Source organism: Hymenobacter seoulensis (genome assembly GCF_054780535.1).
In genome coordinates, this window is sequence record NZ_BAAGWD010000001.1 from 713,634 (window position 1) to 737,182 (window position 23,549).

Annotated in this window: 20 protein-coding genes; 13 read left to right on the top strand and 7 right to left on the bottom strand. The window is 59.4% G+C overall.

What is annotated here, in order from left to right:
• The first annotated feature begins 31 nt into the window (after positions 1 to 31).
• The 6 genes from ACYVHC_RS03110 to ACYVHC_RS03135 all read left to right on the top strand — a co-directional run bounded on the left by ACYVHC_RS03110 (position 32) and on the right by ACYVHC_RS03135 (position 7,455).
• Complete coding sequence (locus tag ACYVHC_RS03110; protein WP_460612203.1) at positions 32 to 1,078, top strand: MBL fold metallo-hydrolase; 1,047 nt, start codon at positions 32 to 34, stop codon at positions 1,076 to 1,078.
• Between the two features lie 128 nt (positions 1,079 to 1,206).
• Positions 1,207 to 2,097, top strand: a complete 891-nt coding sequence (locus ACYVHC_RS03115) for an RES domain-containing protein (RefSeq protein ID WP_460612204.1) — start codon at positions 1,207 to 1,209, stop codon at positions 2,095 to 2,097.
• A gap of 279 nt (positions 2,098 to 2,376) precedes the next feature.
• Positions 2,377 to 3,879, top strand: a complete 1,503-nt coding sequence (gene hutH / locus ACYVHC_RS03120) for an HAL/PAL/TAL family ammonia-lyase (protein WP_460612205.1) — start codon at positions 2,377 to 2,379, stop codon at positions 3,877 to 3,879.
• Between the two features lie 124 nt (positions 3,880 to 4,003).
• Positions 4,004 to 5,950: a T9SS type B sorting domain-containing protein gene (locus tag ACYVHC_RS03125; RefSeq protein WP_460612206.1), complete on the top strand. Its 1,947-nt coding sequence runs from the start codon at positions 4,004 to 4,006 to the stop codon at positions 5,948 to 5,950.
• 97 nt (positions 5,951 to 6,047) lie between these two features.
• Complete coding sequence (locus ACYVHC_RS03130) at positions 6,048 to 6,383, top strand: YbaB/EbfC family nucleoid-associated protein (protein ID WP_460612207.1); 336 nt, start codon at positions 6,048 to 6,050, stop codon at positions 6,381 to 6,383.
• Positions 6,384 to 6,417: 34 nt separating this feature from the next.
• Positions 6,418 to 7,455: a glycosyltransferase family 2 protein gene (locus tag ACYVHC_RS03135; RefSeq protein WP_460612208.1), complete on the top strand. Its 1,038-nt coding sequence runs from the start codon at positions 6,418 to 6,420 to the stop codon at positions 7,453 to 7,455.
• Between the two features lie 110 nt (positions 7,456 to 7,565).
• On the opposite strand, the gene ACYVHC_RS03140 is transcribed toward ACYVHC_RS03135, so the two are convergent.
• Positions 7,566 to 7,784 (bottom strand): PspC domain-containing protein, encoded by a 219-nt coding sequence (locus ACYVHC_RS03140; RefSeq protein WP_460612209.1) that lies wholly within the window; start codon positions 7,782 to 7,784, stop codon positions 7,566 to 7,568.
• Positions 7,785 to 7,953: 169 nt separating this feature from the next.
• On the opposite strand from ACYVHC_RS03140, the gene ACYVHC_RS03145 reads away from it, so the two are divergent.
• From ACYVHC_RS03145 to ACYVHC_RS03155, 3 genes are all read left to right on the top strand, one after another.
• Positions 7,954 to 9,762, top strand: coding sequence for a tetratricopeptide repeat protein (locus ACYVHC_RS03145; RefSeq protein ID WP_460612210.1), 1,809 nt, complete (start codon positions 7,954 to 7,956; stop codon positions 9,760 to 9,762).
• Between the two features lie 208 nt (positions 9,763 to 9,970).
• Entirely contained in the window at positions 9,971 to 10,954 is a 984-nt protein-coding gene (locus ACYVHC_RS03150) for a pyruvate dehydrogenase complex E1 component subunit beta (RefSeq protein ID WP_460612211.1), read from the top strand.
• Between the two features lie 184 nt (positions 10,955 to 11,138).
• Positions 11,139 to 11,675 (top strand): DinB family protein, encoded by a 537-nt coding sequence (locus ACYVHC_RS03155; RefSeq protein WP_460612212.1) that lies wholly within the window; start codon positions 11,139 to 11,141, stop codon positions 11,673 to 11,675.
• A 60-nt stretch (positions 11,676 to 11,735) separates the two neighbouring features.
• Here the strand turns inward: ACYVHC_RS03155 and ACYVHC_RS03160 are convergent, their stop codons facing one another.
• Positions 11,736 to 12,191: an acyl-CoA thioesterase gene (locus tag ACYVHC_RS03160; RefSeq protein WP_460612213.1), complete on the bottom strand. Its 456-nt coding sequence runs from the start codon at positions 12,189 to 12,191 to the stop codon at positions 11,736 to 11,738.
• A 75-nt stretch (positions 12,192 to 12,266) separates the two neighbouring features.
• On the bottom strand, positions 12,267 to 13,001 hold the full coding sequence (locus ACYVHC_RS03165; protein ID WP_460612214.1) for a class I SAM-dependent methyltransferase: 735 nt from the start codon (positions 12,999 to 13,001) through the stop codon (positions 12,267 to 12,269).
• A gap of 95 nt (positions 13,002 to 13,096) precedes the next feature.
• On the opposite strand from ACYVHC_RS03165, the gene ACYVHC_RS03170 reads away from it, so the two are divergent.
• The 4 genes from ACYVHC_RS03170 (at position 13,097) to ACYVHC_RS03185 (ending at position 18,321) form a co-directional block, all read left to right on the top strand.
• On the top strand, positions 13,097 to 13,276 hold the full coding sequence (locus ACYVHC_RS03170) for a DUF2256 domain-containing protein (RefSeq protein ID WP_460612215.1): 180 nt from the start codon (positions 13,097 to 13,099) through the stop codon (positions 13,274 to 13,276).
• Between the two features lie 99 nt (positions 13,277 to 13,375).
• On the top strand, positions 13,376 to 13,768 hold the full coding sequence (locus ACYVHC_RS03175) for a hypothetical protein (RefSeq protein ID WP_460612216.1): 393 nt from the start codon (positions 13,376 to 13,378) through the stop codon (positions 13,766 to 13,768).
• 409 nt (positions 13,769 to 14,177) lie between these two features.
• A complete protein-coding gene (locus ACYVHC_RS03180) occupies positions 14,178 to 14,654 on the top strand; it encodes a nucleoside deaminase (RefSeq protein ID WP_460612217.1) in 477 nt (158 codons plus the stop codon).
• 430 nt (positions 14,655 to 15,084) lie between these two features.
• The gene (locus ACYVHC_RS03185) at positions 15,085 to 18,321 is read left to right on the top strand and encodes a hypothetical protein (RefSeq protein WP_460612218.1); all 3,237 of its coding nucleotides are present in this window, start codon (positions 15,085 to 15,087) and stop codon (positions 18,319 to 18,321) included.
• Positions 18,322 to 18,372: 51 nt separating this feature from the next.
• Here ACYVHC_RS03185 and dgt read toward each other — a convergent pair whose 3' ends face one another.
• The 4 genes from dgt to ACYVHC_RS03205 form a co-directional block, all read right to left on the bottom strand.
• Complete coding sequence (dgt, locus tag ACYVHC_RS03190; RefSeq protein ID WP_460612219.1) at positions 18,373 to 19,794, bottom strand: dGTP triphosphohydrolase; 1,422 nt, start codon at positions 19,792 to 19,794, stop codon at positions 18,373 to 18,375.
• 58 nt (positions 19,795 to 19,852) lie between these two features.
• A complete protein-coding gene (locus ACYVHC_RS03195; protein WP_460612220.1) occupies positions 19,853 to 20,548 on the bottom strand; it encodes a DUF1361 domain-containing protein in 696 nt (231 codons plus the stop codon).
• Between the two features lie 86 nt (positions 20,549 to 20,634).
• Positions 20,635 to 22,134 (bottom strand): TolC family protein, encoded by a 1,500-nt coding sequence (locus ACYVHC_RS03200; protein ID WP_460612221.1) that lies wholly within the window; start codon positions 22,132 to 22,134, stop codon positions 20,635 to 20,637.
• Entirely contained in the window at positions 22,131 to 23,531 is a 1,401-nt protein-coding gene (locus ACYVHC_RS03205; protein WP_460612222.1) for an HlyD family secretion protein, read from the bottom strand. The genes ACYVHC_RS03200 and ACYVHC_RS03205 overlap by 4 nt, the downstream gene beginning before the upstream one ends.
• Positions 23,532 to 23,549: the final 18 nt, after the last annotated feature.

A 23,549-nucleotide genomic window follows, 5' to 3' on the forward strand; every position in this document is an offset into this window, starting at 1 on the left:
CTCTGTTTTCCAGCAACTTATCTTCCTTTCCATGCCATCAACTCAAACTGAGCCTGCTTTGGGCACCAACCGCGCCACTACCCCGGCGCTGTTTCCGGTAGTTCCGGGCATTTGGGGACTCCGCGATGTTTTTGCCAATCTGTACTACATCCGCGAACAAACCATGCCTACTGCCTCCTGGGTGTTGGTGGATGCGGGCCTGCCCGGCTCCGGCAAAAAGGTGCAGCGCCAAGCCGATTATCTTTTCGGTGCCGGCAACGCACCCGTGGCCATTCTGCTCACGCACGGCCACTTCGACCACGTGGGGGCGCTGCCGCATCTGCTGAAGCAGTGGCCCGGCGTGCCCGTGTTTGCTCATACCCTGGAGCTTCCGTACCTGACGGGCCTTTCCTCTTATCCGCCCCCCGACCCAACCGTTGGCGGCGGAGCCATGGCAGCCATGTCGTTTCTGTATCCGAAAGCCCCGCTTGATTTAGGCTCCAGAGTGCAGCCCTTACCCGCCGATGGCTCGGTGCCAGGGTTGCCGGGCTGGCGCTGGATTGCTACGCCAGGCCACACGCCGGGTCACGTTTCGTTTTTCCGGGATGAAGACCGGCTGCTAATAGCCGGCGACGCCTTCGTAACCGTGAAGGCTGAATCCGGAATGGCGACGTTTACCCAGCAGCAGGAAGTACACGGCCCGCCCGCTTATTTCACCCCCGATTGGGTGCAGGCCCGGCAATCGGTAGAAGGCCTGGCCGCGCTAAAGCCCGCTATTGCCGCCACCGGCCATGGCATCCCGATGCGCGGCGACGTGCTGGAAGAACAGCTTCAGGAGCTTTCCAACCGCTTCGAGGAGCTGGCTGTGCCAGCCCAAGGGCGCTACGTAGGCCACCCTGCCACCGCCGATGCTACCGGCGTAGTTCATGTACCGGCCGCCGCTCGCTCATCCAGCGCTCCGCTGTGGATAGCAGGCGCCGGGGTTGCGCTGGCGGCCGGTATTTATTGGCTACGTAGCCGACGTAATTCTTCTGATAACCAGCCTTATATCAAGCGTTCGGCTTCGCGCCGGGCGTACCCTAGTACCTCAGGCTACTAGCCCTGGCTCAGGCTTAAAGGCGCCTGGCCGCTTTTGCTCAGTATTCTCCCCTGTCTTGCTTCCTCTCACTACCCCTCTGCCGGATGGTAAGAGGAAGCGGGACAGGCTTTTTGTTTCCATTTTTTCTTATGCCGGCTCCCCTCGCTTCCTTGCCCGACACCGGGGCGAGTGTGCGGCGGCAACTCGCCGCCCTACGTCACCTCAACCTCCGGCGTCATTCCATTTCATTACTCCGAGCCCGCGTGCGCCGGCTATTAGCCGGGCATCCGGTGCGCTGCATTGAGCTGCCAGCCGGCGTGGTGCTGTATCGGGGTGTTACCGGTGCCCGGCCTACCCATTGGATGGATGTGTCGTATCCGCCGGCGGAGCGCGTGCAGTACGACCAGCGGGCGAACCGTGCGGGGCAGGCCATGTTTTACGCCAGCGCCACGTGGCATCCGCCTTTTTTTGAGGCCGGTGTGCAGCCCAACGACCAGATTGTCATTAGCCGCTGGATTACGCGGGCACCCCTCCGACTGGTAAGTTTTTATGAGCCCAACCAGTGCACCGACGACCCGCACGCCGACCGTAACGTGGCGCTGGGGCAGGCCCTAGCACACTTGCCCGAGCCAGCACGGCTAGTAGCAGCGTTTCTGACGCGCATTTTTACAAAAGCCGTTTCCGACCAGAATTCGCACCATTACCGGCTTTCTGCGGCAGTAGCCGAAGCGTGTGAGTTGGGCACTGCGTTTGATGGGTTGCTGTATCCTTCGGCAGCTATGCCGTCGCCGGCCCATAACCTGGCCCTGCACCCACGCCTGATTGATACCGGCAAGCTGACATTGCAGTACGTGGAGCATTTGCGCGTAAACCGCGTCGAGACGGAGAGCCTGGATGTGTGCTCCCTGGATTTTGCTAACCAGATTAACGAGGAAGGCGGCCTGGAGTGGCTGGGCCAGCCCGGCAACTGGGTGTTGCGGGAAGCCGGCAGCAGCTCCATCGTAGACCTTACCTCCGACAACGCGCGGCCGAAGGAATAGCCCGGGCTGCTGACGGAAGTAGGCACCACAGTCATTGGTTTCGCAAGACAGTTTACTAGGAACAAGCATCTAGTAACTACTTGCCTACGATCACTCAATCCATTTCTATCAAACCAGATGGGTGGTTTGAGTGGATTCCTGGCCTAGTAGACAGAAAGCTACAGCGCGAAACCGAAGCCTATTCCTGAGCACGAACTCAACACCTTGCGGGAACCGGGTTAGGGCGCTACCGGGAAAAGTGGCATTTTTGGCCTTCCGCCATCTCCCGCTCCCACCCGCATGTCGCACCCGGATTTCGCCCTCACCCCTTCCTCTCTCCTCGATTTAGCTACCCTCGACCATTTACTGCGCTCCCGAACGCGGGTGGTGCTAAGTGAGGAGGCCAGCCAGCGCATTGCCCAGTGCCACGAGTACCTGCAGGAGCGCCTGGCACGGACTCCTGATGCGGCCATTTACGGCATTAACACCGGATTTGGGGCACTTTGCAACCAAGCCATACCTAGTGAGCAGCGGCAGCAGCTGCAAATCAACCTGATGATGTCGCACGCCTGCGGCACCGGCGAGGAAGTACCCGCTGATCTGGTGCGCCTGATGCTGCTGCTGAAAGCGCAGAGCCTCAGCTACGGGCACAGTGGCGTGCAGGTGAAAACCGTGCAGCGCCTCCTCGATTTCTATAACCGTGGCATGCTGCCCGTGGTGTACCAGCAGGGCTCCCTGGGTGCCAGCGGCGACTTGGCTCCGTTGGCGCACTTGTGCTTGCCGCTGCTGGGCTTGGGCGAAGTAAACTATGAAGGGTACCGGCTGGCCGCCGCTGATGCGATGAGCCTATTTAGCTGGGAGCCGCTGGTGCTGGAAGCCAAGGAAGGACTGGCGCTATTGAATGGCACGCAGTTTATGCTGGCGTATGCCGTGCATTGCCTGCTGCGCACCCGACGCCTGCTGGCCGCTGCTGATGTCATCGGGGCGCTTTCCCTGGAAGCGTTTGATGGCCTGCGGGAGCCCTTTGATGAGCGCCTGCACCGGATTCGGCCGCACGCGGGGCAGCTTGCGGTGGCCCAGCGGGTTCGGGCGCTGCTGGAGGGTAGTGAACTGCAGCAGCAGCCGAAAGCCGCCGTGCAGGACCCGTACTCGTTCCGGTGCATGCCACAGGTACACGGTGCCTCCCGAGATGCCTTGGCTTATGTGCAGCAGGTAGTAGAAACCGAGTGCAACGCCGTCACCGACAACCCCAACATCTTCCCCGACGACGATGCAATCCTGAGCGGCGGCAACTTCCATGGGCAGCCTCTCGCCCTGGCCCTCGATATGCTAGCCATTGCCACGGCCGAGGTAGGTAGTATTTCGCATCAACGCACCACCCAGCTCATCAGTGGGCAACGGGGCCTGCCGCCGTTCCTGGTAGCAGAGCCCGGCCTGAACTCGGGCCTGATGATTCCGCAGTACACCGCCGCCGGTATTGTCAGTCAGAACAAGCAGCTGTGCACTCCTGCTTCCGTGGATAGTGTGGTGAGCAGTAACGGCCAGGAAGACCACGTGAGCATGGGCGCCAACGCGGCCACCAAAGCCCGCCGCGTGGTGGAAAACGTAGAGCAGCTACTAGGCATTGAATTGCTGAATGCGACACAGGCTCTGGCGTTCCGCCACCCTACCCGCACCTCCGAGGCGCTGGAGCAGGTGGTAGCCGCCTTCCGCGAAAAAGTCCCGTTCGTGTCGCAAGACCGGGTGTTGTATCCTGATTTGCACGCCTCTGCCGCCTTCGTCCGCAGCTATGAGTGGCAGTAAGAGGTGGTAGCTGCCACTGCTTCGGCATGAAATACTAGGGCCCGGGCAGTGGCAAAGCGTTTTTTACGCGGTAAAACCTGCTACTTTGGTTTCGCGGGCAGACGTAATCTGCACCGTCCTCGTTATGGGAACAGTGAAACGACTACTGCTACTTTTGCTGGTTCAGGTGGTGGCCTTGCTGGCGGCAAGCCCCCAGGTGCAGGCCCAATGCAGCAACACGCCCAATTCAGGAGCCTGCTTTAAAGTATTTGACGCCATCACGAAACAGGAGCTGCCCGCTACGCTGTGCGTGGGTCGGGCCGTGCGGCTGCGCGATTGTAGCGGCAAAAACCTCAACCCCGCCCAGATTTACTACCAAACCGGCTCCTCCATCATCTGCTCCAGCTTCCGGGATACCGCCACCACCTTCACACCCACTACGCCGGGCTCGTTGGTTATCACCCAGAACACCCAGGGAACCAGCAGCCAAGGCGTTATATTGGGACAGCTCTATACCGTTCGGGAAACGCCTGAGCCTACCTTTACCCTGACAACCTGCTCTCCTGATTTGGTGGAGGTTACGGTTACCGATACGAACTACGATCAGTATTTTGTACAAGTCGGGACGGATGCCCCGCAGCCAGCCCTGCGCGGCGTACCGAAGCTGTACTCTACTAACACCGTAAACTCTGTAACCGTCACGGCTCGCTACACGGATGCCACCTTGTGCAGCGGCGGCAGCACGCGTCCGTTTACGCTGCCCCCGCGGCCGCAGCGCCCTAGCCTGAACACGCTTACCGTTCAGGGCACCGCCATTGACTTTAGGTTTAGCAATCTGCAGGCCGAGTACCGCTACGTGTTGCAGGTTGCCGATGCTGCCGCACCCGCGGGCTACCGCACCGTGGCTCCCATCCCGAGCAGCACTACCTCCTTCACGCTCAGCAACGCCCCGCTGCCAGGCTGCTACCGCCTGCTACCCCAGGATGCCTGTCAAACCTCAGCCAACCAATACCCTGCCTCCTCTGCGGTGTGCACTATTGCCCTCGCCGGAGCTTCCCAGAACGGGCGCAACCAACTGCGCTGGAATAGTACCGGCACCGGCTCCTATATCCTCAGCCGCACCGATGGCCAGAATACCACGCAGCTTCAGGTGCCGCCGGGGGCTAGTCAGTACGAAGACACAACTGTGGCGTGTGGCACTACCTACCGCTACCGCCTCTCGCTCACGATGGGCAACATTACTTCCACGTCCAATGAGGTAGCAGTTACCACCAGTTCAACGTTAGCCCCGCCGGCGCCGCGCATTTTTGCCTCTTTTACGCTGCGCAACCAGGTAGCCCTCACGGCCACCGTACCGCGTAACCCCACCGCCGGGCAGCTTACCTACCTGCGCAACGGCACCGAGTTGCGGGTTACCCCTCAACGCACCGTGCAGGACTCTTCGCTGCTGGCCTTTTCCCTCATTGATCCGGTCTGCTACACGGTTCGTTTTCTGGATGCGTGCGGCAACCAATCCGCCGAAAGCGCGCCCGTGTGTCCGGTGCTGCTGGAAGCCACGGCCGCCAACGATGATGGAACCACCATTCGCCTGAACTGGACGGCTTTCAGCAGCCCCGATGCCACTGCTGGCGTAACGTACAGGGTCATCACGCTGTCTCCTACCAACGCGGTGCTCAGCAGCCGGCCAGTGGGCCCAGGCCTGACGTATCTGGATGTGCAGCCGCCCCAGGAGCAGCAGGTGGTTCGGTACCGCATTGAGGCTAGTGCGGCGGGTTTGCCGGCGCCCAGCTACTCCAACATCGCATCAGTAGCCCGCCAAGTGAAACTCTATGTGCCCACGGCCTTCACACCCAACGCCGATGGACTAAACGACGTGCTGGAGCTGAAAGGCCGCTACCTCGATACCTTTCGCTTCACCATCATTGATCGGAATGGTCAGCAGGTTTTTCAGGCTACTTCTCGCGCTCAAACCTGGGACGGCCGCATTGGCTCGGCGGCGCCCGTGCCCGGCGCCTACATCTGGCGTTTCGAGACCACCGACCAAACCGGCAAGCGGCTCGTGCAAAACGGCACCGTCACGATTATCCGCTAAAGCCGCCTAGGTAGCCACGGCCGGCCAAGTGCCGTGCCGGTTCTGGCGGAGGCATACTATCTTCGCCACCTATTCCACCCTTTAACTACGCACTCCTATGTTTGATATGATGGGCATGATGGGCAAGATGAAAGAGCTTCAGGATAAAGTGAAGCAAGCCCAGGATCAACTGCAATACATTACCGCTACGGCCGAGTCGGGCGGCGGCTTGGTGCGCGCTACAGCCAATGGGCAGCGCCGCTTGCTTAAGCTGGAAATCGATGAGAGCCTGCTCCAACCCCAGGACCGCGACATGCTGGCTGACTTGGTGGTGGCCGCTGTAAATAAGGTAATGGACGAAGCCGGCGAGAAAGCTAAAGAGGAAATGAAAAACAAAACGGCTGGCCTCATCCCCAACATTCCGGGCCTCGATCTTGGCGGTTTTGGCCTCTAGTAACCCTAGCGAAGTTGGCGGTTCCTGCTCCGATGTGGCGGTCGTAATCCTGAATTGGAATGGCCAGAGCTTTCTGCAAAAGTTTCTGCCGAGTGTGCTGGCTCATTCCGAGGGGGCCGCGGTGTTCGTAGCCGATAACGCCTCAACCGATGATTCGGTGGCGCTGCTGGCGCGGAAATTTCCGCAGGTACAGGTCATCCAGAACAGTGGTAACCTGGGCTTTTGCGAAGGCTACAACCAGGCGCTGCAACAGGTGGGCCCGGAATTCCGGTACTACGTGCTTCTCAACTCAGATGTAGAAGTGACGCCAGGCTGGCTCCGGCCGCAGCGCGAGCTACTGGAAAGCCGGCCGGCCGCGGCTGCCTGTCAGCCTAAAATCAGGCAGTACAGTGAGGTAGCAGAGCAGCGGCAGCAGTTTGAGTATGCGGGCGCCGGCGGCGGCTACCTCGATCAACTGGGCTACCCTTTCTGCCGCGGCCGACTCTTCGAGACCCTGGAGGCCGACACCGGCCAGTACGACGACGCCCGCCAAGTGGCCTGGGCGACGGGCGCCTGCATGCTGGTCCGGGCCTCAGCCTGGCACCAGTTGGGCGGCCTAGAGGCCCGGTTTTTTGCGCACATGGAAGAAATTGACTTGTGCTGGCGCCTCCAGAATGTCGGCTACGAGGTCTGGTACCATGGCAGCAGTACCGTTTTCCACGTGGGCGGCGGCACGTTGCACAAATCGAATCCGCACAAAACCTACCTTAACTTCCGCAACGGCCTAGCGCTGGTGTTCAAAAACACCCATTCGGCTGAGCTTTCGGGCGTCATGATTTCGCGGGTTGCACTAGACTGGGTAGCGGCGCTGCGCCTGCTTATGCAAGGTGCCACCGCCGACTGCCAGGCTATTTTGCGGGCGCACTGGGATTTTGTGAAGCAACTGGATTACTGGCGCGCCCAGCGCCGGAAGTTTCCGCCCCACCTGCGCCATGCTGAGCGCAAGGGCTTGTATCAGGGCAGTTTGGTGTGGGCGTATTTCGGGCAAGAGCGGCGCCGGTTTTCTGAACTGCAGCCGCGTCGGCTTACGTGAGGAAAAGGCCTAGTGATTTAACCCAACCAAGCAGTAAAAAAGCCCGCATCGGCGTTTCGGCTGAGCGGGCTTTTCAGAAAAGCTGCGTAAATCAGGAAAGTACTAGGCCTCTACAAGTCCCAAACCGTGCTGCGCTGCCGGCGCATGGCCCGGCGCACATTCATCCAGAATGCCAGCGCGAAATACAGCACAATGGGCGAGCCAAAGGTGAAAAATGATGCATACACAAAAGACAAACGGACGCTGCTGGTTGAGAAGCCCACCCGATTGCCGATGGAGTTGCACACCCCAAAGCTTTGCTTTTCGATAAAGTCGGTTAGTCGTTTCATACCTTCTGCTTTTCCGGTCGCCAACGGCGGCTAACCCAGAGTAAAATACAATGATTCTTGGCCTGTGTCAAGCACTTACGCGAGAAGCCTTCTGCAAGATACGTCTATCAGCTACCTTTTTTCGTTTGATGTCTGAATTTCGCGCCACCCCTGCTCCTAGCCTATGAGAATGTCGTTGTTGCGTCCGTTGCCGCGAGTGGCTGTATTGCTGGCTGCTGGTTTTCTGCCAGCCTGCTCGCCCCTATCTAAAGTACTGAAAAATGCGCAGACCGGGCAGGAGCTCACCGTGCAGCCCACGGTGCTGGAAAGCAATGGCGAAAACGTATTATTCGAGGTAACGGCCAAAGTATCCGCCAGCCACTTGCGCAAAGGGGCCGCCTACAACCTGGGCCTGAGCTACCGCTACAATAATGGCCTGCGCGAAGACACAGTGGGACGCCTGACGTTCATCTCGGGCGAGTATGTGTACGACGAAGAGAAAAAGAATCAGCTCGTTATCCGGAAGCAGTTTTCGTTTGCGTACTCCCCGCTAAAAAGCCCCGGCGAGCTGATTGCCCTGCCCGATGCCCGCGAAACCAAGCCCAACGGCAAGCGCGTGAAAGGCAAGGAAATTAAGCTGGCCCGCGGCATCGTAACCACCAGCCGGCTGGTAGTGCGCCAGGATACGGCCATCACGCTCATCCCGGAAACTGCCGATAACAACATGAGTGGCACCCGCGTGATGCCGTTTTTCTTTGATGCCGGCAAAGCCGAAATTCGCAACTACCTGGGCACCAACGTAGCGGCGCTAGAAGATTTCATTGAGGCCAACCAGCACACCGAAAAGGTAATGATTGCGGCCGGCCACTCCCCCGACTCACTGGACCGAGTTGATCCGCGCCTGTCCGATAAGCGGGTGCGCGCCCTGCTCAACTACTACAAAAAGCGCGTCGATACGGATTCTTACCTCAACAAAGTCAGCCAGATTGATTTTGAGACGGAAGCGTACCACCGCCGCTGGGACATGTTCCTAAATAAGGTGCAGCAGTCGGCCCTTAAACCGGCCCAGATTGATTCAGTAGTTCTGCTCATCAACGATACCGCGGGCTCCTATGCCACGAAGGAGAAGAGCCTACAGAACCTGAGCTTCTATGATTACATCGAGCAATACATCTATCCGGTGATGCGCTTTGGCACCGTGGCTGTGCGCTACACCGCTCCCAAACGCTACGACTCAGAAATCTACCTGCTCTCGAAAAAGATTGTAGAAAAGCAGACGGAGGCCGATGCCCTGACGCCTGAGGAGCTGCGCTACTCCGCCAGCCTCACGCCGTTGCTAGCCGAAAAGCAGCGCATTTATGAAACCTCGGTGGCTACCACGGGCCTGTGGCAGGCTTACCACAATCTGGCGGTAGTGCTGTTGCAGCGTTCGGAGAAAGAAGTAAACCCCAAAGTGCAGCGTGCCTATCAGCGCCGGGCCGCTGTCAACTTTACGCTAGCTGCCCACCGCAACCCAACCGCCGAGCTGTTCTACCGCACCGGCAGTGCCTACCACCGCGCCGGCGACAAACTAGAAGCCCTTCAGAACTACGACTATGCCATTAAGCTGGGCGGCCCGCGGCCCGTGCTGAGCAAAGTATTCTCTGATAAAGCTGCTCTGGAAATTGAAGTGGGCCAGCTCGATGATGCTCTGCAAAGCCTCAGCTACAGCGGAAAAACCTATCAAAACATCATGAACCGGGCCCTCATCTATGTGCTGAAGGGCAATTATCAGGGCGCCGCCAACATCTATGCCGAAGCCATTGCGCTGCGCCCCCAAGACCCGCTGCTGTATTACTGCCTAGCCGTAGTAGCCGCCCGCCAGCAAAACGAATCGGCTATGGCTATGCACCTGCGCCGCGCCGTGCAGTTAGACCGCACCTACGCCAACCGCGCCGTTGAGGACTTGGAGTACCGGGATTTTGCTAAGGGTAAAGCTTTCTTGGAAGCGCTGCGGTAAGAGGTGAAATAGTGAAGTAGTGAAATTGCGAGTTTGATGTTATGATATCACTACGTTCATACTCTGTGCCTGCCAAACATCAAACCCACAAACTCACCACTTCACAAGTTCACCGTTTGTCCTTCCCGGCTAGTCGTCGTAGCTTTACGGGCCGGACTCGTGCCGGCTTTTTGTTTCTGAACCGTCTTTTTTGACTTTCCTACCGATTATGCGGACCATCCAATTCCGGGAAGCCCTGCGTGAAGCCATGTCTGAGGAAATGCGTCGCGACGCGAGCGTATTTCTGATGGGCGAAGAAGTTGCCGAATACAACGGCGCCTACAAAGTAAGCCAGGGCATGCTCGACGAATTCGGCCCGGAGCGCGTGATTGACACGCCCATTGCTGAGCTGGGCTTCGCCGGTATCGGTGTGGGAGCGGCCATCAACGGCCTCAAGCCCATCATCGAGTTCATGACCTTCAACTTCTCGTTGGTGGCTATTGACCAGGTGATTAACTCGGCAGCCAAAATCATGTCGATGTCGGGCGGACAGTACACCTGCCCCATTGTGTTCCGCGGCCCCACCGGCAACGCCGGTATGCTGTCCTCGCAGCACTCCCAGAACTTTGAGAACTGGTACGCTAACACGCCCGGCCTGAAAGTGGTAGTTCCTTCTACCCCCTACGATGCCAAAGGCCTGTTGAAAAGCGCCATCCGCGACGCTGACCCGGTTATCTTCATGGAGTCGGAGCTGATGTACGGCGACAAAGGCGAGGTACCCGAGGAAGAGTATTTGATTCCAATTGGCAAAGCCAACGTGGTGCGCCCCGGCGAAAACGTTACCATCGTGAGCTTCGGCAAAATGATGAAGGTAGCCCTGGCCGCCGCCGATGAGCTAGCCAAAGAAGGCATCAGCGCCGAGGTAATTGACCTGCGTTCCGTACGGCCTATCGACTACGACACCCTAGTAGAATCAGTAAAGAAAACCAACCGTATGGTGGTGGTAGAGGAAGCGTGGCCGCTGGCTAGCATCAGCTCCGAGCTGTCGTACATGGTGCAGCGCCGCGCCTTCGACTACCTCGATGCTCCCGTGCTGCGCATCACGAACATGGACGTGCCGCTGCCCTACGCTCCTACCCTCATTGATGCCGCCCTACCGAACGTAGAGCGCACCGTGAAGGCCGTGAAGGAAGTGCTGTACGTTAACAAATAAGTACTGCCTAGCAGTGCACCAAAAAGCCCCGCCTCAGTTGAGGCGGGGCTTTTTGGTGCACTGCTGTTGCTGGGGCTTTGGCCGGGTTGGCATGGTTTAGGTAGCTAGGCCCTGCGCAGCCACTAACCTGGCGACGGTATATTTTACGTACCTTTTGCCCCAACCTACCCTTCTTCTCTCCTGCATGAATCACCGCTTACACCTGCGTTTCGAGCAACTTGAAAGTGCCACCAACCACCTGCTGCAATCTGTTGAAGCGCTGGGCAGCAAGGCGTCCCAGTCGCCGGGGCCGGGCCAGTGGTCGGCAGTGCAGGTAGTGCAGCATTTGGTGGTTTCTGAAACCGGCATTGGGCAGTACCTGGAAAAGAAGTTGCTGCAAGCGGAAGGGCTAGCAAAATCGGGGGTTGGCGCGTTCCTAAAATCACGGCTGCTGCGCCTGATGCTGCGGTTGCCTTTTACCCGGTTTAAGGCGCCGGCCTACCTAGCAAAACTTACACCTGAGCAGGTGCCGCCGCTACCAGAACTGCGCGCTGAATGGGAAGCGGTGCGGCGGCGGCTGGAACGCTTACTGAATGAGTTTCCCGGGCCGCTATTGAATAGGGCCATTTTCAAACACCCCCGTTCTGGCATGCTCACTATTCATCAAACCCTCGACTTCATGCTGGACCACGTGTTACACCACCAGAAGCAAGTGGAGCGAATTGCCAAAGCCATCAAATAATGAAAAAGCCCACCTGAGCATACCGCCAGGTGGGCTTTTTTGCAATTGAGCAGGCTACCGTTAGGCGCCCTGATTCCGAATGATATCGGCGTAGGACTGGTGGCGGGGAAGGCCTTGCATGAGGGCCGTGATTTCGGTGGGTGGCACCAGCAGCTTGCGTGCGCGCAGATCCAACCAAGCGCCTTCCACGGCTACCGTGGCGGCGGGGCGGCCATCGGGCTTGTAGAGTGTGTGGATGATGTTCCAGCGCGAGCCATCTTCGCTCAGGCCCGTGAGCTCTCCGGTCACGCGCAACGCTTCATTGATGTGCAGTTCCTTTAAATAGCGCGTATCCTCCCGGAACAGAATAGGTCCGATGGCTAGCTGGGCGAAGCGCTGCAGCGTGTAGCCGTGCTGAGCCAAGTATTCAATGCGGTGCTGGGCGGCGTAATCGGCGTAGGCGGAGTGGCGCATATGGCCGTTAGGATCCATATCAGCCCACCGTACGGTGTAGGTTCTTTCGAAAGCAGATGACATTATAGAAGCAGAAGGGTTTCAGGCAAGAAAGGGGCTAGCCCGAAGCTAGCGTACTAGGTGCGTTAGGGCCGCAAACTAGCGCAACGTGAGGCGTACCAGGTATTGTTGCTGGTCGTCTTCCTCCAGAAATTCAACCTCGTAGCCAGCGGCTTCGGCGTAATCCTGCAGCAAGGTGGGGTCAGTGAAAATCCAGCGGAAGGCAGCGCCGGTTTCGTTGGCGTAGTTCATGGTGTATTCCACCTCACCATAGTACGGGCCGTTGAGGTCGAACACCAGGGCGCCATCTTCGTCCTCGTAGAGGTAGCTGATGTCGGAGGAAGTAGCCAGAATCTGGCCGTTGGGCGCAAGCAGTGTTTTGGCGTGCTCCAGAAAGCGCTCCAGCCCGCTCAGCGTGCCGGTCAGGCCAATGCCGTTCATCAGCATCAGGATGGTGTCGAACTTGTCGCCGTGGGTGAGGGCCGCATCGAAAATATCATGGCGGGCTACCTCGCGCACGCCGCGCTGCTGCATTACTTCCACGGCGCCCAGCGAAATATCAACGGCTTTCACGGAAAACCCGCGCTGCTGGAGCTCCAGGGCATGGCAGCCGGCGCCAGCACCCAAATCGAGCACGCGGCCGCGGCACTCTTCCAGGGCGGTGCGCTCCATCTCCGGCATTTCCCAAAGCGAGCGGAAGAAATAGGCGGCGGGCAGTACCTCCTCGTCAGAAACGGAGCTGTGCACGGCCAGCGTGGCACTGAGGTGGCCGTGCTGATAGGCCAGCAGGGCTTGGCCCAACGTATCGGGGGCAGAAGAAGCAGAGTGCGACATAGCCCCAAAGATACGGCGCGGGCCGGGGTCAGGTGCCGCGCGGGGCTAACTTCCGCCGGCTCTCCGCGTTATATCCTTGATTTTCTGTACATCTCATGTCAGCTCCTATTTCATCGAAGCGCTTGGTAAAAGGCAACTTACCTACCAAAACGTGCCTTACCTGCGGCCGCCCGTTTGAGTACCGCAAAAAGTGGCGCAACACCTGGGACGAGGTAAAGTACTGCGGCGAGAAATGCCAGCGCAACCGGCCCAAACCCATTGCCTCACTCGACTAGGCCTGATTACCTCATCAACCGAAAACGGCGTTCTCGTATCCTTTCGGGATATTTCTGCGTTCTGAACCCCACCATATCCCTCACCTTCTCCCCTGCCTTATGGCCAGCAACCTCAACTATCTTGACCCCGCTCTTCTGCCCTTGGAAGATAAACTACAGGCCTATCTGCGCGCTGAAAAGGAGCTGCAAACGGCCGAAATTGAAGCAACCAACCTCACGCACCAGCCGCCAACCGCTACCCCTGAATTCGAACAACGCTCTGCTAGCGGCAGCTACCCCCAGGAACTGGAGGAAGTGAGTAGCACCTTAGACGACCTGCGCACGGACCTGGCGCGGCTGCGCGCTGAAATAATTGAGATGCTACCGGTCCGCGACGAATGGATCAAGGTAAACCTTGGCTACGGCCCCAGCCGGGTTGGAGCCTTCCGCAAGGCTAGCGCCTCAGAGCATGGCACTGCAACGGACATCTACGAGTTGCATGTGGTTGTGTAACCTCAGCTGAGCCCGGCAGCTCGCATACCAAGCTAACTCACTCGCTACAAGCAAAAAAAGGACTGCCAACGGCAGTCCCCTTTTCCACAACCAAAACACCTAAAAAACTATTCTTTCGCTTTTCACAAATCAACTATCGGGCCAGATTTCTCCTTTCCAAGTTGGAATATGCCTAGCGAAGAATAGGCTCTATAGTGTCTACACAATATAGAGTCTAATTGGGTGATGAAAGGTTGCACGAGGTCATAAATATTTTAGAAAGGTTGGCGGCAGTAGCGGCGCTTAGAGTAAGTGCCGGCCGCGTACCAAGCGTGCAGGTCGGCTGCTAGCGCCTAAAGCCGTATTTTGCGCAGTTTTTTGGCCATTTCTGTGGCCGGTATTTTTTCCGCGTTTCAGCCTACCCCCGTTTATGGAAGCACCTAATCCTGAGTTTATGCGTGAAGCTATCCGCCTGTCTATTGAGAAAATGCAGGCGGGCTATGGTGGGCCATTCGGTGCCGTAATTGTGAAAGATGGCCACATCATTGCGCGCGGCTTCAACCAAGTAACCAGCACCAACGACCCCACCTGCCACGCCGAGGTAGATGCCATTCGGAAGGCGTGCGCCGAGCTCAACACGTTTCAGCTGGATGATTGCGACTTGTATACCAGCTGTGAGCCCTGCCCTATGTGCCTGGGTGCTATCTACTGGGCCCGCCCCCGCCGGGTTTTTTATGGCAATACCAAGCAGGATGCTGCCGCCATTGGCTTCGACGACCAGTTTATTTATGAAGAACTGGAAAAACCGTTGGCCGGCCGCCATATCCCAATGGTAGAACTGCTGCGCGACGAAGCCAGGGCCGGCTTTCAGGCCTGGGAGCAACACGAAAGCCGTACCGATTACTAGGTAGCACTGGCACTTCAACCCTTCGAAATAACCAACGTCCCACCATAGCAGCACGCTGTGGTGGGACGTTGGTTTATGCAACCACCTGCCTGTAGCTACATGCTCGCGGTTTCAATCCGGTGAAGTGGTTCAGCTAGGGTACGTGCTTGGTCAGGCCCACCTTTTGCAGAACGTCATGCAGAACGCAGCAACTGGATTGAATCGTTGAGGTGGTGGAACGGCGTCGGCCAAGTCAGATGCTTCGGCACTGCCTGAAGGTCTTTTTGATATAGTATTCATACCGCCTAGGTCGAGTAAGCCATTGAACTCCGCAGTAGCTTGCGGCAAAAGGAATTTGCGCCTTACTTCGGGGGAACGGGGCGCCCAGACGCTTGCTCGTTTTATACGTAAAAGCACGCATCCCTTCCCTCTACTGCTCTGCTTGCCTTCTATGAACCGACCCTCTATCCGTCAGCTGCTCGGCGTTGCCGCCCTGGGGCTGTTGCTGGTAGTGCTGGGGGCGGCGTGGTTTCTGGGCAGCCAGTGGGGAAAACGCCGACTAGAGCTCCTGATTCGGCAGCGCGTGTTGCAGCAGTCGGAGCTGGTACTGGCACCATTTGAGCTGGACATTTCGCTGCTGCGCGACTTTCCTCACCTTACGGCCTCAGCCCGCCATATCAGCCTGACGGACACCTCGTATCAGCGGGCCGTAGAGGTACTACTGATTGGGAGGGCCGACATGCGGCTGGAACTGCGGCAGATCTGGCGGGGCGAATTTCAGGTAAAACATCTGACGTTGCGCGACGTGGAGTTTCGGCAGCTTACCGATTCTCTGGGCCACGACTGGGGCCTACGGGGGCGCGGGCCACGGCGCACTACCCCTTCCGCCCCGCCCAACCTCCTGCTCGACTCGCTTATTCTGCTGAATGTGCGGGTACTAGACCGCAACGAGCTGCATAAAAGCGGGTTTTCGGCGTATGTGCGCCAAGGCCGGCTTTCTGGCTGGGTGCAGAAAGGTGTTGCGCACGTAACGGGGCAGCTGCAGGGGCAGTTAGAATACCTGCGTAGCGGCCGCGGAAATCTGTTTGAACAGGAGGCAATTGTGGCGCTGGTGCGCTACAGCTATGATTTCCGCCGCCGCGAGGGCACCTTCCGGCGCACCAAAGCCACCCTCAACGGCGACACCGTGCTGGTGACGGGCACGCACCGCGGCGCCGCACCACATGAGCCTCGGGGCACGTACCTTAATGTTCAGTTTCGCGGCAGTCAGCCCTTGCTGGAAGTGCTGCACGTGGCCCTTCCGCCCAGCCTAGACCGGTTTCTGCAAGGCGCCAAAAGTCCGAGCCACGCCCAAATCTGGTACTCAATAAAGGGGCAAACAGGTCCTACCACCCGGCCTCGTACTATTCTGCGCTTTGCCCTGCGCGATGCCCAGGTGCAATGGGCCGACTCAGCCCGCCGCATCCGGCGCTGGGATGCGCGCGGCACCTTCGATAACGGTTCGGACCACGCCCCGCGCACTACCTCCCTTACATTTGACCACTGCCGGATTTACTCAGAAGCCGGCGAGCTGGATGCGTCCCTGTTGGTGCAGGATTTCACGCGCCCCCATTTACTAGGCCACATCCGGGGCCGAACCGAGCTGACCACGCTGGCCGCCGTCGTGGTTCCGCATTTGTGGCGGGCCAGTTCGGGCCAGGCTACGCTCGATCTTAAACTGGATGGCGCATTCCCAGAAATCCCGAACCGGGCCGCCCGCCGCGCCCTCGACCCTGACTCCCTATTGCCCCCGATGGCGGCGCGTGGCACCGTACGGCTGGAAAACGCAGCATTCAGCATTCCTAGTCGGCAAGCCACCATGAAGAGCCTGAACGTGCGCGTACAGCTGCGCGACAGTATGTGGGTGCTGGAAAACCTGACCGGCCAGCTAAACTCCATGCACGTTCGGGCCAATGCTACCGCTTCGTATCTGCTGGCGTATTTCAGCGGACAGCGCGCTACTACGCGCATTACCGGCTCTTTTGGGGTGGATGAGCTTAATCTGCAGGAGCTGCGCCGGCTGCTGGCTGCCCCCAATGGGCGGCCGCGGACCCGGCCGAAAGTGGTGCGCCCAGTACCGACAACCGCGCAGCAGAGGGCCGCTCGGGCCCTTAATATTTTGCCGCCCGGCTTGCTGCTCAACGTGCGAGTGCAGTGTGGCCGGCTGGTGGTAGCCGCCGATACGCTTGAGCAGCTGGCCGCCACCGTCCGGCACAATGGCCAGCAGGTGCACATCAGTAATCTGCACGGGCAGGTGTGGGGCGGTACGCTCACGGGCGCCGTGAGCTGGCTTACGGATACCCTGGCCCCGCAGCCCGTTATGGCCCGGCTGGCCGTTTTCTTTCCTACGCTGCGCTACCACCAGTTACTGGAGCGCCTCACGCGCCCCTCCCAACGCCCCGCCGGAACCTCCGCCGCTGATCCTACACTACGGGAGATTCTGCTCTCGGCTAACGGACAAGCCACCGCCACCATTAGGCAGCTGCAATTGCCCGACAGCAATTATCTGCAGAATATTCGGCTGCGCATGGACAAGAATGGTCCCAGCTTCCTGATTCCGCACCTGACCTTCACCACCGATACCGGCGGCAAAGGCCAGCTTAGTGCCACAGCTCGGCTTGATGGCACCCAACTGGCCCGCGCCCACGCTGATCTGGACATGAAGTTTGCTATGCTGGATGTGCAGAACCTGCTGCAACTACTGGCAGCGCTCAGCTCAGTTCCGGCCACTGCCACCCCCACTGGCAACAAAGCCTCCCGGCAGCCCAGCAGCACCTCCCCTTTTCTGGATGGCACCCTAACCGGGCGCGTGCACGTGCTAGCCGACCAGATCCGGTATGGGGTACTGCGGGGCCGGGGGTTTGAGCTTAAAAGCAGCCTAGCGCCGGGCCGGGCGCATCTGGAAGAATGCGCGGTGCAAGTGCTCGGCGGCCAGCTGCGCTTGCGCGGTACCCTCCACACGGATGCCGGCCCGGAGCGTCACCCCCTGCACTCACAGGTGCAGCTCCAGGATATTCAGCTGCCAGAGCTATTTGCTTTAGCCCAAATGCTGGGACTAGATGTACTAGGGCCGCAGAACATCCGAGGCCAAATGCGCTGCGAAGCCGACGTGCACACTTCTCTCGACCGCACTTTTCTGCCGCACCTGGCCCAAACCAAAGCTTTCCTGAGTACCGATTTGCGGAATCTGGAACTGATAGAGGTAGAGGCTATTATGCAGGCCCTGAAAATGCTAAACGAAAAGCGTACCAGCCACCTGTACTTCGAGCCGGTACGGCCGCGCTTCGTGCTGGATGATGGCCGGCTGCTCATCCCTGGCATGGGCCTCAGCAGCAACCTCACCGACATGACCATCAGTGGCGTGTATCAGTTAGATGGGCGCTCTAACTTGTACATCGGCCTGAGCCCCATGCAGGCCTTGCTGGGCAACAACCGCACGCGCATTGAGCGCATCCAGAGCGGCGAGGCCACCCAGCGCCCCAACCGGGGCCTGATGTACATGAACCTGAGTCGCACGCCTGGCACCCGTTACAAAGTGCGTGTGTTCCAAAAGCAGGAGCAGCGCCAGCAACAGCAGAAGCTCCAGCAGGAATTTCAGCGCCTGTTACGCCAGCAACCTCTTGATACGACCATGCACCTGTTGCGGTAATCCTACCTTTAGGTTTGAGTCGATACAGGGGCTAGGCAATGCCGTAAGGATCTAATATCTCCGGGGCAGATCGATGCCACTGATGGCGCGGTACAGGCGGCTGGCGTTTTGGTCGGTAAGGCCACCGAGGTAATCGGTCAGGAGCACGATTTGCTCGTAGGCAGACATCTGCGCCTGGGGTCCGACAGCCCGAAACTGCTCGGGCAGCAACTGCAGCATCTTTTGCGAGCGAGGACTTTCCTGCGGATCGAAGGTGGCGTGCAGCAAGGCATCGAGTAGCCCGGCCAGCACCTCGAAGCCCGCGGCCTCGGTTTCCAGCACCGGCCGGCTTTGATACAGGTGTTTTGTCGTGAGCTGGTGCATGTGCTGGAGCTGCTCCCACCCCTCCAGCTGCTGCACCAGCGGCTCATCGGAGCGGCCCCGGAGCAGATCTTCAGCCCGGTCGGCGAACAGGCGAGCGGCTTGCTGCACCAAGCGGTTGATGAGGCGGGCTCGCAGATAGCCGAGCTCTTCGCGCCAGTCGTGCCACTGCACCGAGCCGCGGCGGCCGGGCGCATCGCCCAGCAGGTCGCGTAGCAGCGCCAGGCCGGTTTCGCACGGAATCAGCCCTAGCTTCAATCCATCCTCAAAGTCGATGATGCGGAAACAAAGGTCGTCGGCCGCTTCTACCAGAAAGGCTAGTGGGTGACGGTGGTAAAAGCCGCCGCGCTCGGTACCGGGCGGCTTGGGCAGCAGTCCCAGCTCGTGGGCTACCTCCTGAAATCGGGCGGCTTCGGTCTGGAAGTAGCCGTACTTTTTCTCGCTGGTACCGCGTACCAAGCTAGCTTCTTCTACAATAGAAGGGCGCGGATACTTGGCAAACGCGCCGAGCGTAGCATAGGTCAGGCCCAGGCCCGCCGAGCCGCTACTATGGGCGGCGTACGTGTGCGTTAGGAGCCGGAAGCCAGCGGCATTGCCCCCGAATTGCTGCAAGTCGGCGCGCTGGGCGGCATTCAGCACCCGCACGAAGGGCTCGGCGGCGGGGCTACGGAAGTAGGCCGAAATGGCGTCTTCGCCGGAATGGCCAAACGGCGGATTCCCGATGTCGTGGGCCAGGCAGGCCGCGGCCACAATATCGCCAAAGTCACTATCGAGGTGGGGCAGGCGCTGGGCTAGACCTTCGGTTTCCTCCAACAGGATTCGGCCGCCCAACCGACCTAGGGAGCGACCTACGCACGCAGTTTCCAGGGAATGCGTGAGGCGGGTATGCACAAAATCGGTTTCGGGCAGCGGCATCACCTGAGTTTGGCGCTGCAGCCGCCGGAACGCCGTGCTGAATACCACCCGGTCGTAGTCCTGTACGAAAGCGCCACGCACCGGCGGCGCATCCGTCACAACGTGTAGCTGGGGCTGCTCGGGGTAGCGCCGGCGGCTCAGGAGCCGCTCCCAGGTCATGCCGGGCGTATTCAGCGAATCAGATTGGAGGTGCATCATCAGCAGGCTAAGGTACAAGCGCGCGGCAATATCTGCAGTGCTGAAGCTACGGATTCCGCTACGCTTGCTCGGACTGCTGGTGCTGCTGCCCCAGCAGGCGCACGGTGGCGTAGCCAATCAGCAGAAACAGCCCATACAGCAGCGTTACGCCCCAGGTGCCGCGGTGCATGGCCGGATGCAGCAGCCGGTTCACGATGTCATAAAACAGGGTGATGGGGTTGGTTATCACGTCCCAGCTGTTGAAGCGCAGGTAGCGGCCCAGGTAAATCCCGAAACTACTCAGCAGCAAGGCTACCGTAGCAAACGACCAGCCAGCCCACCAGCCCAGGCGCCGCGTCACCAGCAGCTGCATATCCGACAGGGAGGCGTACGCCAGCATCAGGCCGTTCCAGGCGCAGCTCAAAATCAAGGCCAGATCATACCAATACGGCACGCCGGCCCGGGGCTCCAGATGAAATAAATCGGTGAGGATGTAGGGTGCGTTGGGAAAAAACAACAGCCAGCCCAGGCTCACGGGCACCAGAATCCGGGCTTTTAGCCGGCCGGCTGCTAGGCCTAGCATGGTGCTCAACCCAAACGGAATTAGGGCCAGAAACAGGTTCCAGAGCAGAAAGATGAAGGACACCTTCTGCGTCAGGAACACCCGAAACGTAATCAGCAGCACACTTAAGAGCAGAGAGGCACCTAGTACCAGCAGCAGGTTGAGGCGCTGGCGCAGCTGGGGCGCCGACAAAGTGGCTACGGACATGGACATGAGAACAAGTACGTAAATTTCAACTAGCCTGTGCACCGGAAGGTTGCCAGTTTACTGCATGAGCAGGCCTAGCTCGGCTATTTCTGCTACTGGGTGGGGCCGCCCGCAGCCCAGTTCAGGGTGGCTTGGGTTTGCGCGTACTTAGCCTGCAGCTCAGCGAGCTTCACCCTGGCTGATACCAGACTGGCCTCGCGGGAGTTGATCAGAAACACCGAGCTTTCCCCGTTTTCAAAGCGAATTTGCTCGCCGTTGCGCAGGCGCTCGGCGTTGCGGACTACATTTTCCTGCAGGGCCAACTGTTCGCGCAGCGCTTCCCAGTCGTTGGCTACGGTGCGCACCGTCGTTTGTACTTCCCGCGTATCCTGTTGCAGGTCCAGTTCGGCTTCGCGCACTTTCAGGCGGTTGAGCTGCAGCTTAGCTCGCTCCTGCCGCAGCAGCAGCGGATAGGCAAAGCTCACGCCCAGTTTGTAGTTGTTCTGGAGGTAGTTGCCGCTCAGGCTGGCGGGCTTTTCGGGGCTGAAGGGCTGGCCGGCCTGCAGCAAGTTATAATCAAGGGTGAGCTTGGGCAGCAGCTTGTTGGTGAGCAAGCGCCGCTCAATGCCCAGCTGACTGATTTTCGCGCGGTTTTTCAGTAGCTCCGGATGGATTTGCTGGGCCAGCAGGGCTAGGGCCGCCACGGAATCGGGAGGCAGGGTACGCCAATCGGTGGGGCCGGGCAGCACCTGCGGCCGCGCCGAGGCGGGCAGGTCGCGGGGTTGCTGCTGCTCATCCCAGAGGTAGTTGCTCAGCAGCAGCGTGGCGTTGCGAAATTGCACCCGCGCCTGGCTGAGCGTGGCTTGCCGGTTTTGCAGCTCCGTAAGCGCCTCCACGGAGTCAATAGCGGCCAAGTCGCCGAACAGCACACGCTGGCGCACGGCCTTGAAGCGCACATCGGCTAAGGTCGTGTTGCGGCTCAGCAGCTGCAGGCGTTGGTAGTTTAGGCTCCAGTCCCAGTAATCTTTGGCGGCTTGCAGCAGCAGCTTGTTGAGGGCACTACGGCGTTCAGCTTCGGCCAGGCCTTGCAGGGCCTGGGCCTGGCGCACGGCGGCCCGCCGCTCATCAATCAGCAAGCCCTGCGCCAATGGCACCGAGAGGCCGATGTAGCTGAGGCCGGCCGGGGCAGTCTGGTTTTCGGGGTTCACGTAGGTGCCCACGCCGCGCTCAAAGCCCGCCTTCACATCAAGCCCATACCACACCGGAATGCGCAGCTGCGAGTCCCAGTCGTGGAAATATTCTTTACCGCCGAAAATCTTACCGTAGTATTTGCTGGTGGCAGCAGGGTCGAAAAGGCCGCGGGCGTAGCGCACCTCCTGTTGGGCGCGCTCAGGAAGCAGGGCTGCCTGGCGCGCTACGGGGTGCCGCAGCGTTACGTAGGTCAGCAGGTCGGTGAGGCTGAATACCTGGCCGGAATCAACTGGCACGCTAGGCTCCGCCAGCACCGTATTCACGGGCGGGCGGGCCGGGCTAACGGGCCGGCCCGGCTGCGCCGCTAGGTGCCCGCTAATGAGCAGCCCCAGGACACTGCATACAATGGCTAGTTTGCTCATTTCGCTTCCTCCTCTTCTCCCCCGCCGCTAGCGCTTTTATCGGCTTTTGCTACGCCTTTCTTGTCTTTTGCTGCTGTCGGGTCTCCCACGAAGTCTGGCGGGAAGCCGTTGAGCTGGCGCCACAGCTCGTACCAAATCGGCACGTCATCGAGCAGTGCCCAGCCATATACGCCGGAACCCACTCGCAACGGCTTGGGCCAGGGCTCCAGGTCGGGGTCAGGGGTAACCAGAATGCGGTACTGGCCCTGCGAGTCGATATTGTCGATGACGGCTACGCGCCCACCGAAGGTACCGAAGCTGGTGCCCGGCCAGCCGCTAAATACTAGGGCAGGCCAGCCATCAAACTGCAGCCGGACCTTGCGCCCCACCCGCAGCAGCGGAATATCCATGGGTTTCACGTACAGCTCAGCCGAGAGCTCCGGCGTGTTGGGCATAATCGTGACGATGGCTTCACCCTCCTTCACAATCTCGCCCAGGCCTTCTTTGAGGGCCCGCACTACGTAGCCATCTTGCGGAGCTGCAATATGGTAATAGCCCGAGCGGATGCTGAGGTTGGCCAGTTCATTGCGCATTTTGGCAATCTGCCCTTCGCTATCAAACTGGTACGCCACGGCCGAGCGGCGGTCGGACTCCGACTTGGCCAGCTTATCCTGGTACTCAGCCTGCAGCGAGGAAAGCTCCAGCTGCGCGTTCAGCAGCTCCTGCCGGCTGGCGCCCAGCTTGTTTTCAACGGACTGGCGCTTGGCGGTGCTTTCCTGAAATTTCAGGCGGCGCTGTTCCAGCTCGGTCAGGCTTTTCAGGCCTTGCTTATACAAAGCTTCCTGGCGCTCCAACTGCTGGCGGGCAATATCAAAGTCGTTGTTGGCGGCACGCAGCTCGGCTTCGTCGCTGTTTACTTTCAACCGCGTCTGGCTTACTTTATTGCGGGCCTTATCCAGGCTAATGCTCAGCCCCGAGCGCAAGGCGTCCTGCTGAGAGCTTAAGGCCACGGTTTTGCCACGGTTTTCCTCGAGGGCAGCAATTTTCGCGGCCAGCTGCTCGCGGGTACGCTGGAGCAACTGGGGGTCGAAGTACTTCTCCTTGATTTCAGCAATATCTACCAGCGTATCGCCTTTCTTTACCAGTTGGCCTTCGCGCACACGCCACCGCTCAATGCGGCCGCCAATGGTGCTAGGCACAGTTTGAGGACGGTCTTGAGGGCGCAGGGTGGTAAGCTTTCCATTGGAGCGGATGTTTTGCGTCCAGGGCAGAAACCCGGCCAGCAGTACCACCAAGCCCAGGCCAGTCATCCAGCGGGCCAGGGTGCGCCCCGAGCTAGGCGTCTGTACCATCCCGAACGAACGGAAGCGTCCGGTCAGTGGGTTGGTTTCTTCCAGAGGATGTTCAGCAAAAGGCACGGCAATCAGGAATTACAA

What these genes read in the sequence shown, in the direction of transcription:
- ACYVHC_RS03110 (WP_460612203.1), top strand. Translation starts at nt 32, where the DNA reads ATGCCATCAACTCAAACTGAGCCTGCTTTGGGCACCAACCGCGCCACT.
- ACYVHC_RS03115 (WP_460612204.1), top strand. Translation starts at nt 1,207, where the DNA reads ATGCCGGCTCCCCTCGCTTCCTTGCCCGACACCGGGGCGAGTGTGCGG.
- hutH (WP_460612205.1), top strand. Translation starts at nt 2,377, where the DNA reads ATGTCGCACCCGGATTTCGCCCTCACCCCTTCCTCTCTCCTCGATTTA.
- ACYVHC_RS03125 (WP_460612206.1), top strand. Translation starts at nt 4,004, where the DNA reads ATGGGAACAGTGAAACGACTACTGCTACTTTTGCTGGTTCAGGTGGTG.
- ACYVHC_RS03130 (WP_460612207.1), top strand. Translation starts at nt 6,048, where the DNA reads ATGTTTGATATGATGGGCATGATGGGCAAGATGAAAGAGCTTCAGGAT.
- ACYVHC_RS03140 (WP_460612209.1), bottom strand. Translation starts at nt 7,784, where the DNA reads ATGAAACGACTAACCGACTTTATCGAAAAGCAAAGCTTTGGGGTGTGC.
- ACYVHC_RS03145 (WP_460612210.1), top strand. Translation starts at nt 7,954, where the DNA reads ATGTCGTTGTTGCGTCCGTTGCCGCGAGTGGCTGTATTGCTGGCTGCT.
- ACYVHC_RS03150 (WP_460612211.1), top strand. Translation starts at nt 9,971, where the DNA reads ATGCGGACCATCCAATTCCGGGAAGCCCTGCGTGAAGCCATGTCTGAG.
- ACYVHC_RS03155 (WP_460612212.1), top strand. Translation starts at nt 11,139, where the DNA reads ATGAATCACCGCTTACACCTGCGTTTCGAGCAACTTGAAAGTGCCACC.
- ACYVHC_RS03160 (WP_460612213.1), bottom strand. Translation starts at nt 12,191, where the DNA reads ATGTCATCTGCTTTCGAAAGAACCTACACCGTACGGTGGGCTGATATG.
- ACYVHC_RS03165 (WP_460612214.1), bottom strand. Translation starts at nt 13,001, where the DNA reads ATGTCGCACTCTGCTTCTTCTGCCCCCGATACGTTGGGCCAAGCCCTG.
- ACYVHC_RS03170 (WP_460612215.1), top strand. Translation starts at nt 13,097, where the DNA reads ATGTCAGCTCCTATTTCATCGAAGCGCTTGGTAAAAGGCAACTTACCT.
- ACYVHC_RS03175 (WP_460612216.1), top strand. Translation starts at nt 13,376, where the DNA reads ATGGCCAGCAACCTCAACTATCTTGACCCCGCTCTTCTGCCCTTGGAA.
- ACYVHC_RS03180 (WP_460612217.1), top strand. Translation starts at nt 14,178, where the DNA reads ATGGAAGCACCTAATCCTGAGTTTATGCGTGAAGCTATCCGCCTGTCT.
- ACYVHC_RS03185 (WP_460612218.1), top strand. Translation starts at nt 15,085, where the DNA reads ATGAACCGACCCTCTATCCGTCAGCTGCTCGGCGTTGCCGCCCTGGGG.
- dgt (WP_460612219.1), bottom strand. Translation starts at nt 19,794, where the DNA reads ATGATGCACCTCCAATCTGATTCGCTGAATACGCCCGGCATGACCTGG.
- ACYVHC_RS03195 (WP_460612220.1), bottom strand. Translation starts at nt 20,548, where the DNA reads ATGTCCATGTCCGTAGCCACTTTGTCGGCGCCCCAGCTGCGCCAGCGC.
- ACYVHC_RS03200 (WP_460612221.1), bottom strand. Translation starts at nt 22,134, where the DNA reads ATGAGCAAACTAGCCATTGTATGCAGTGTCCTGGGGCTGCTCATTAGC.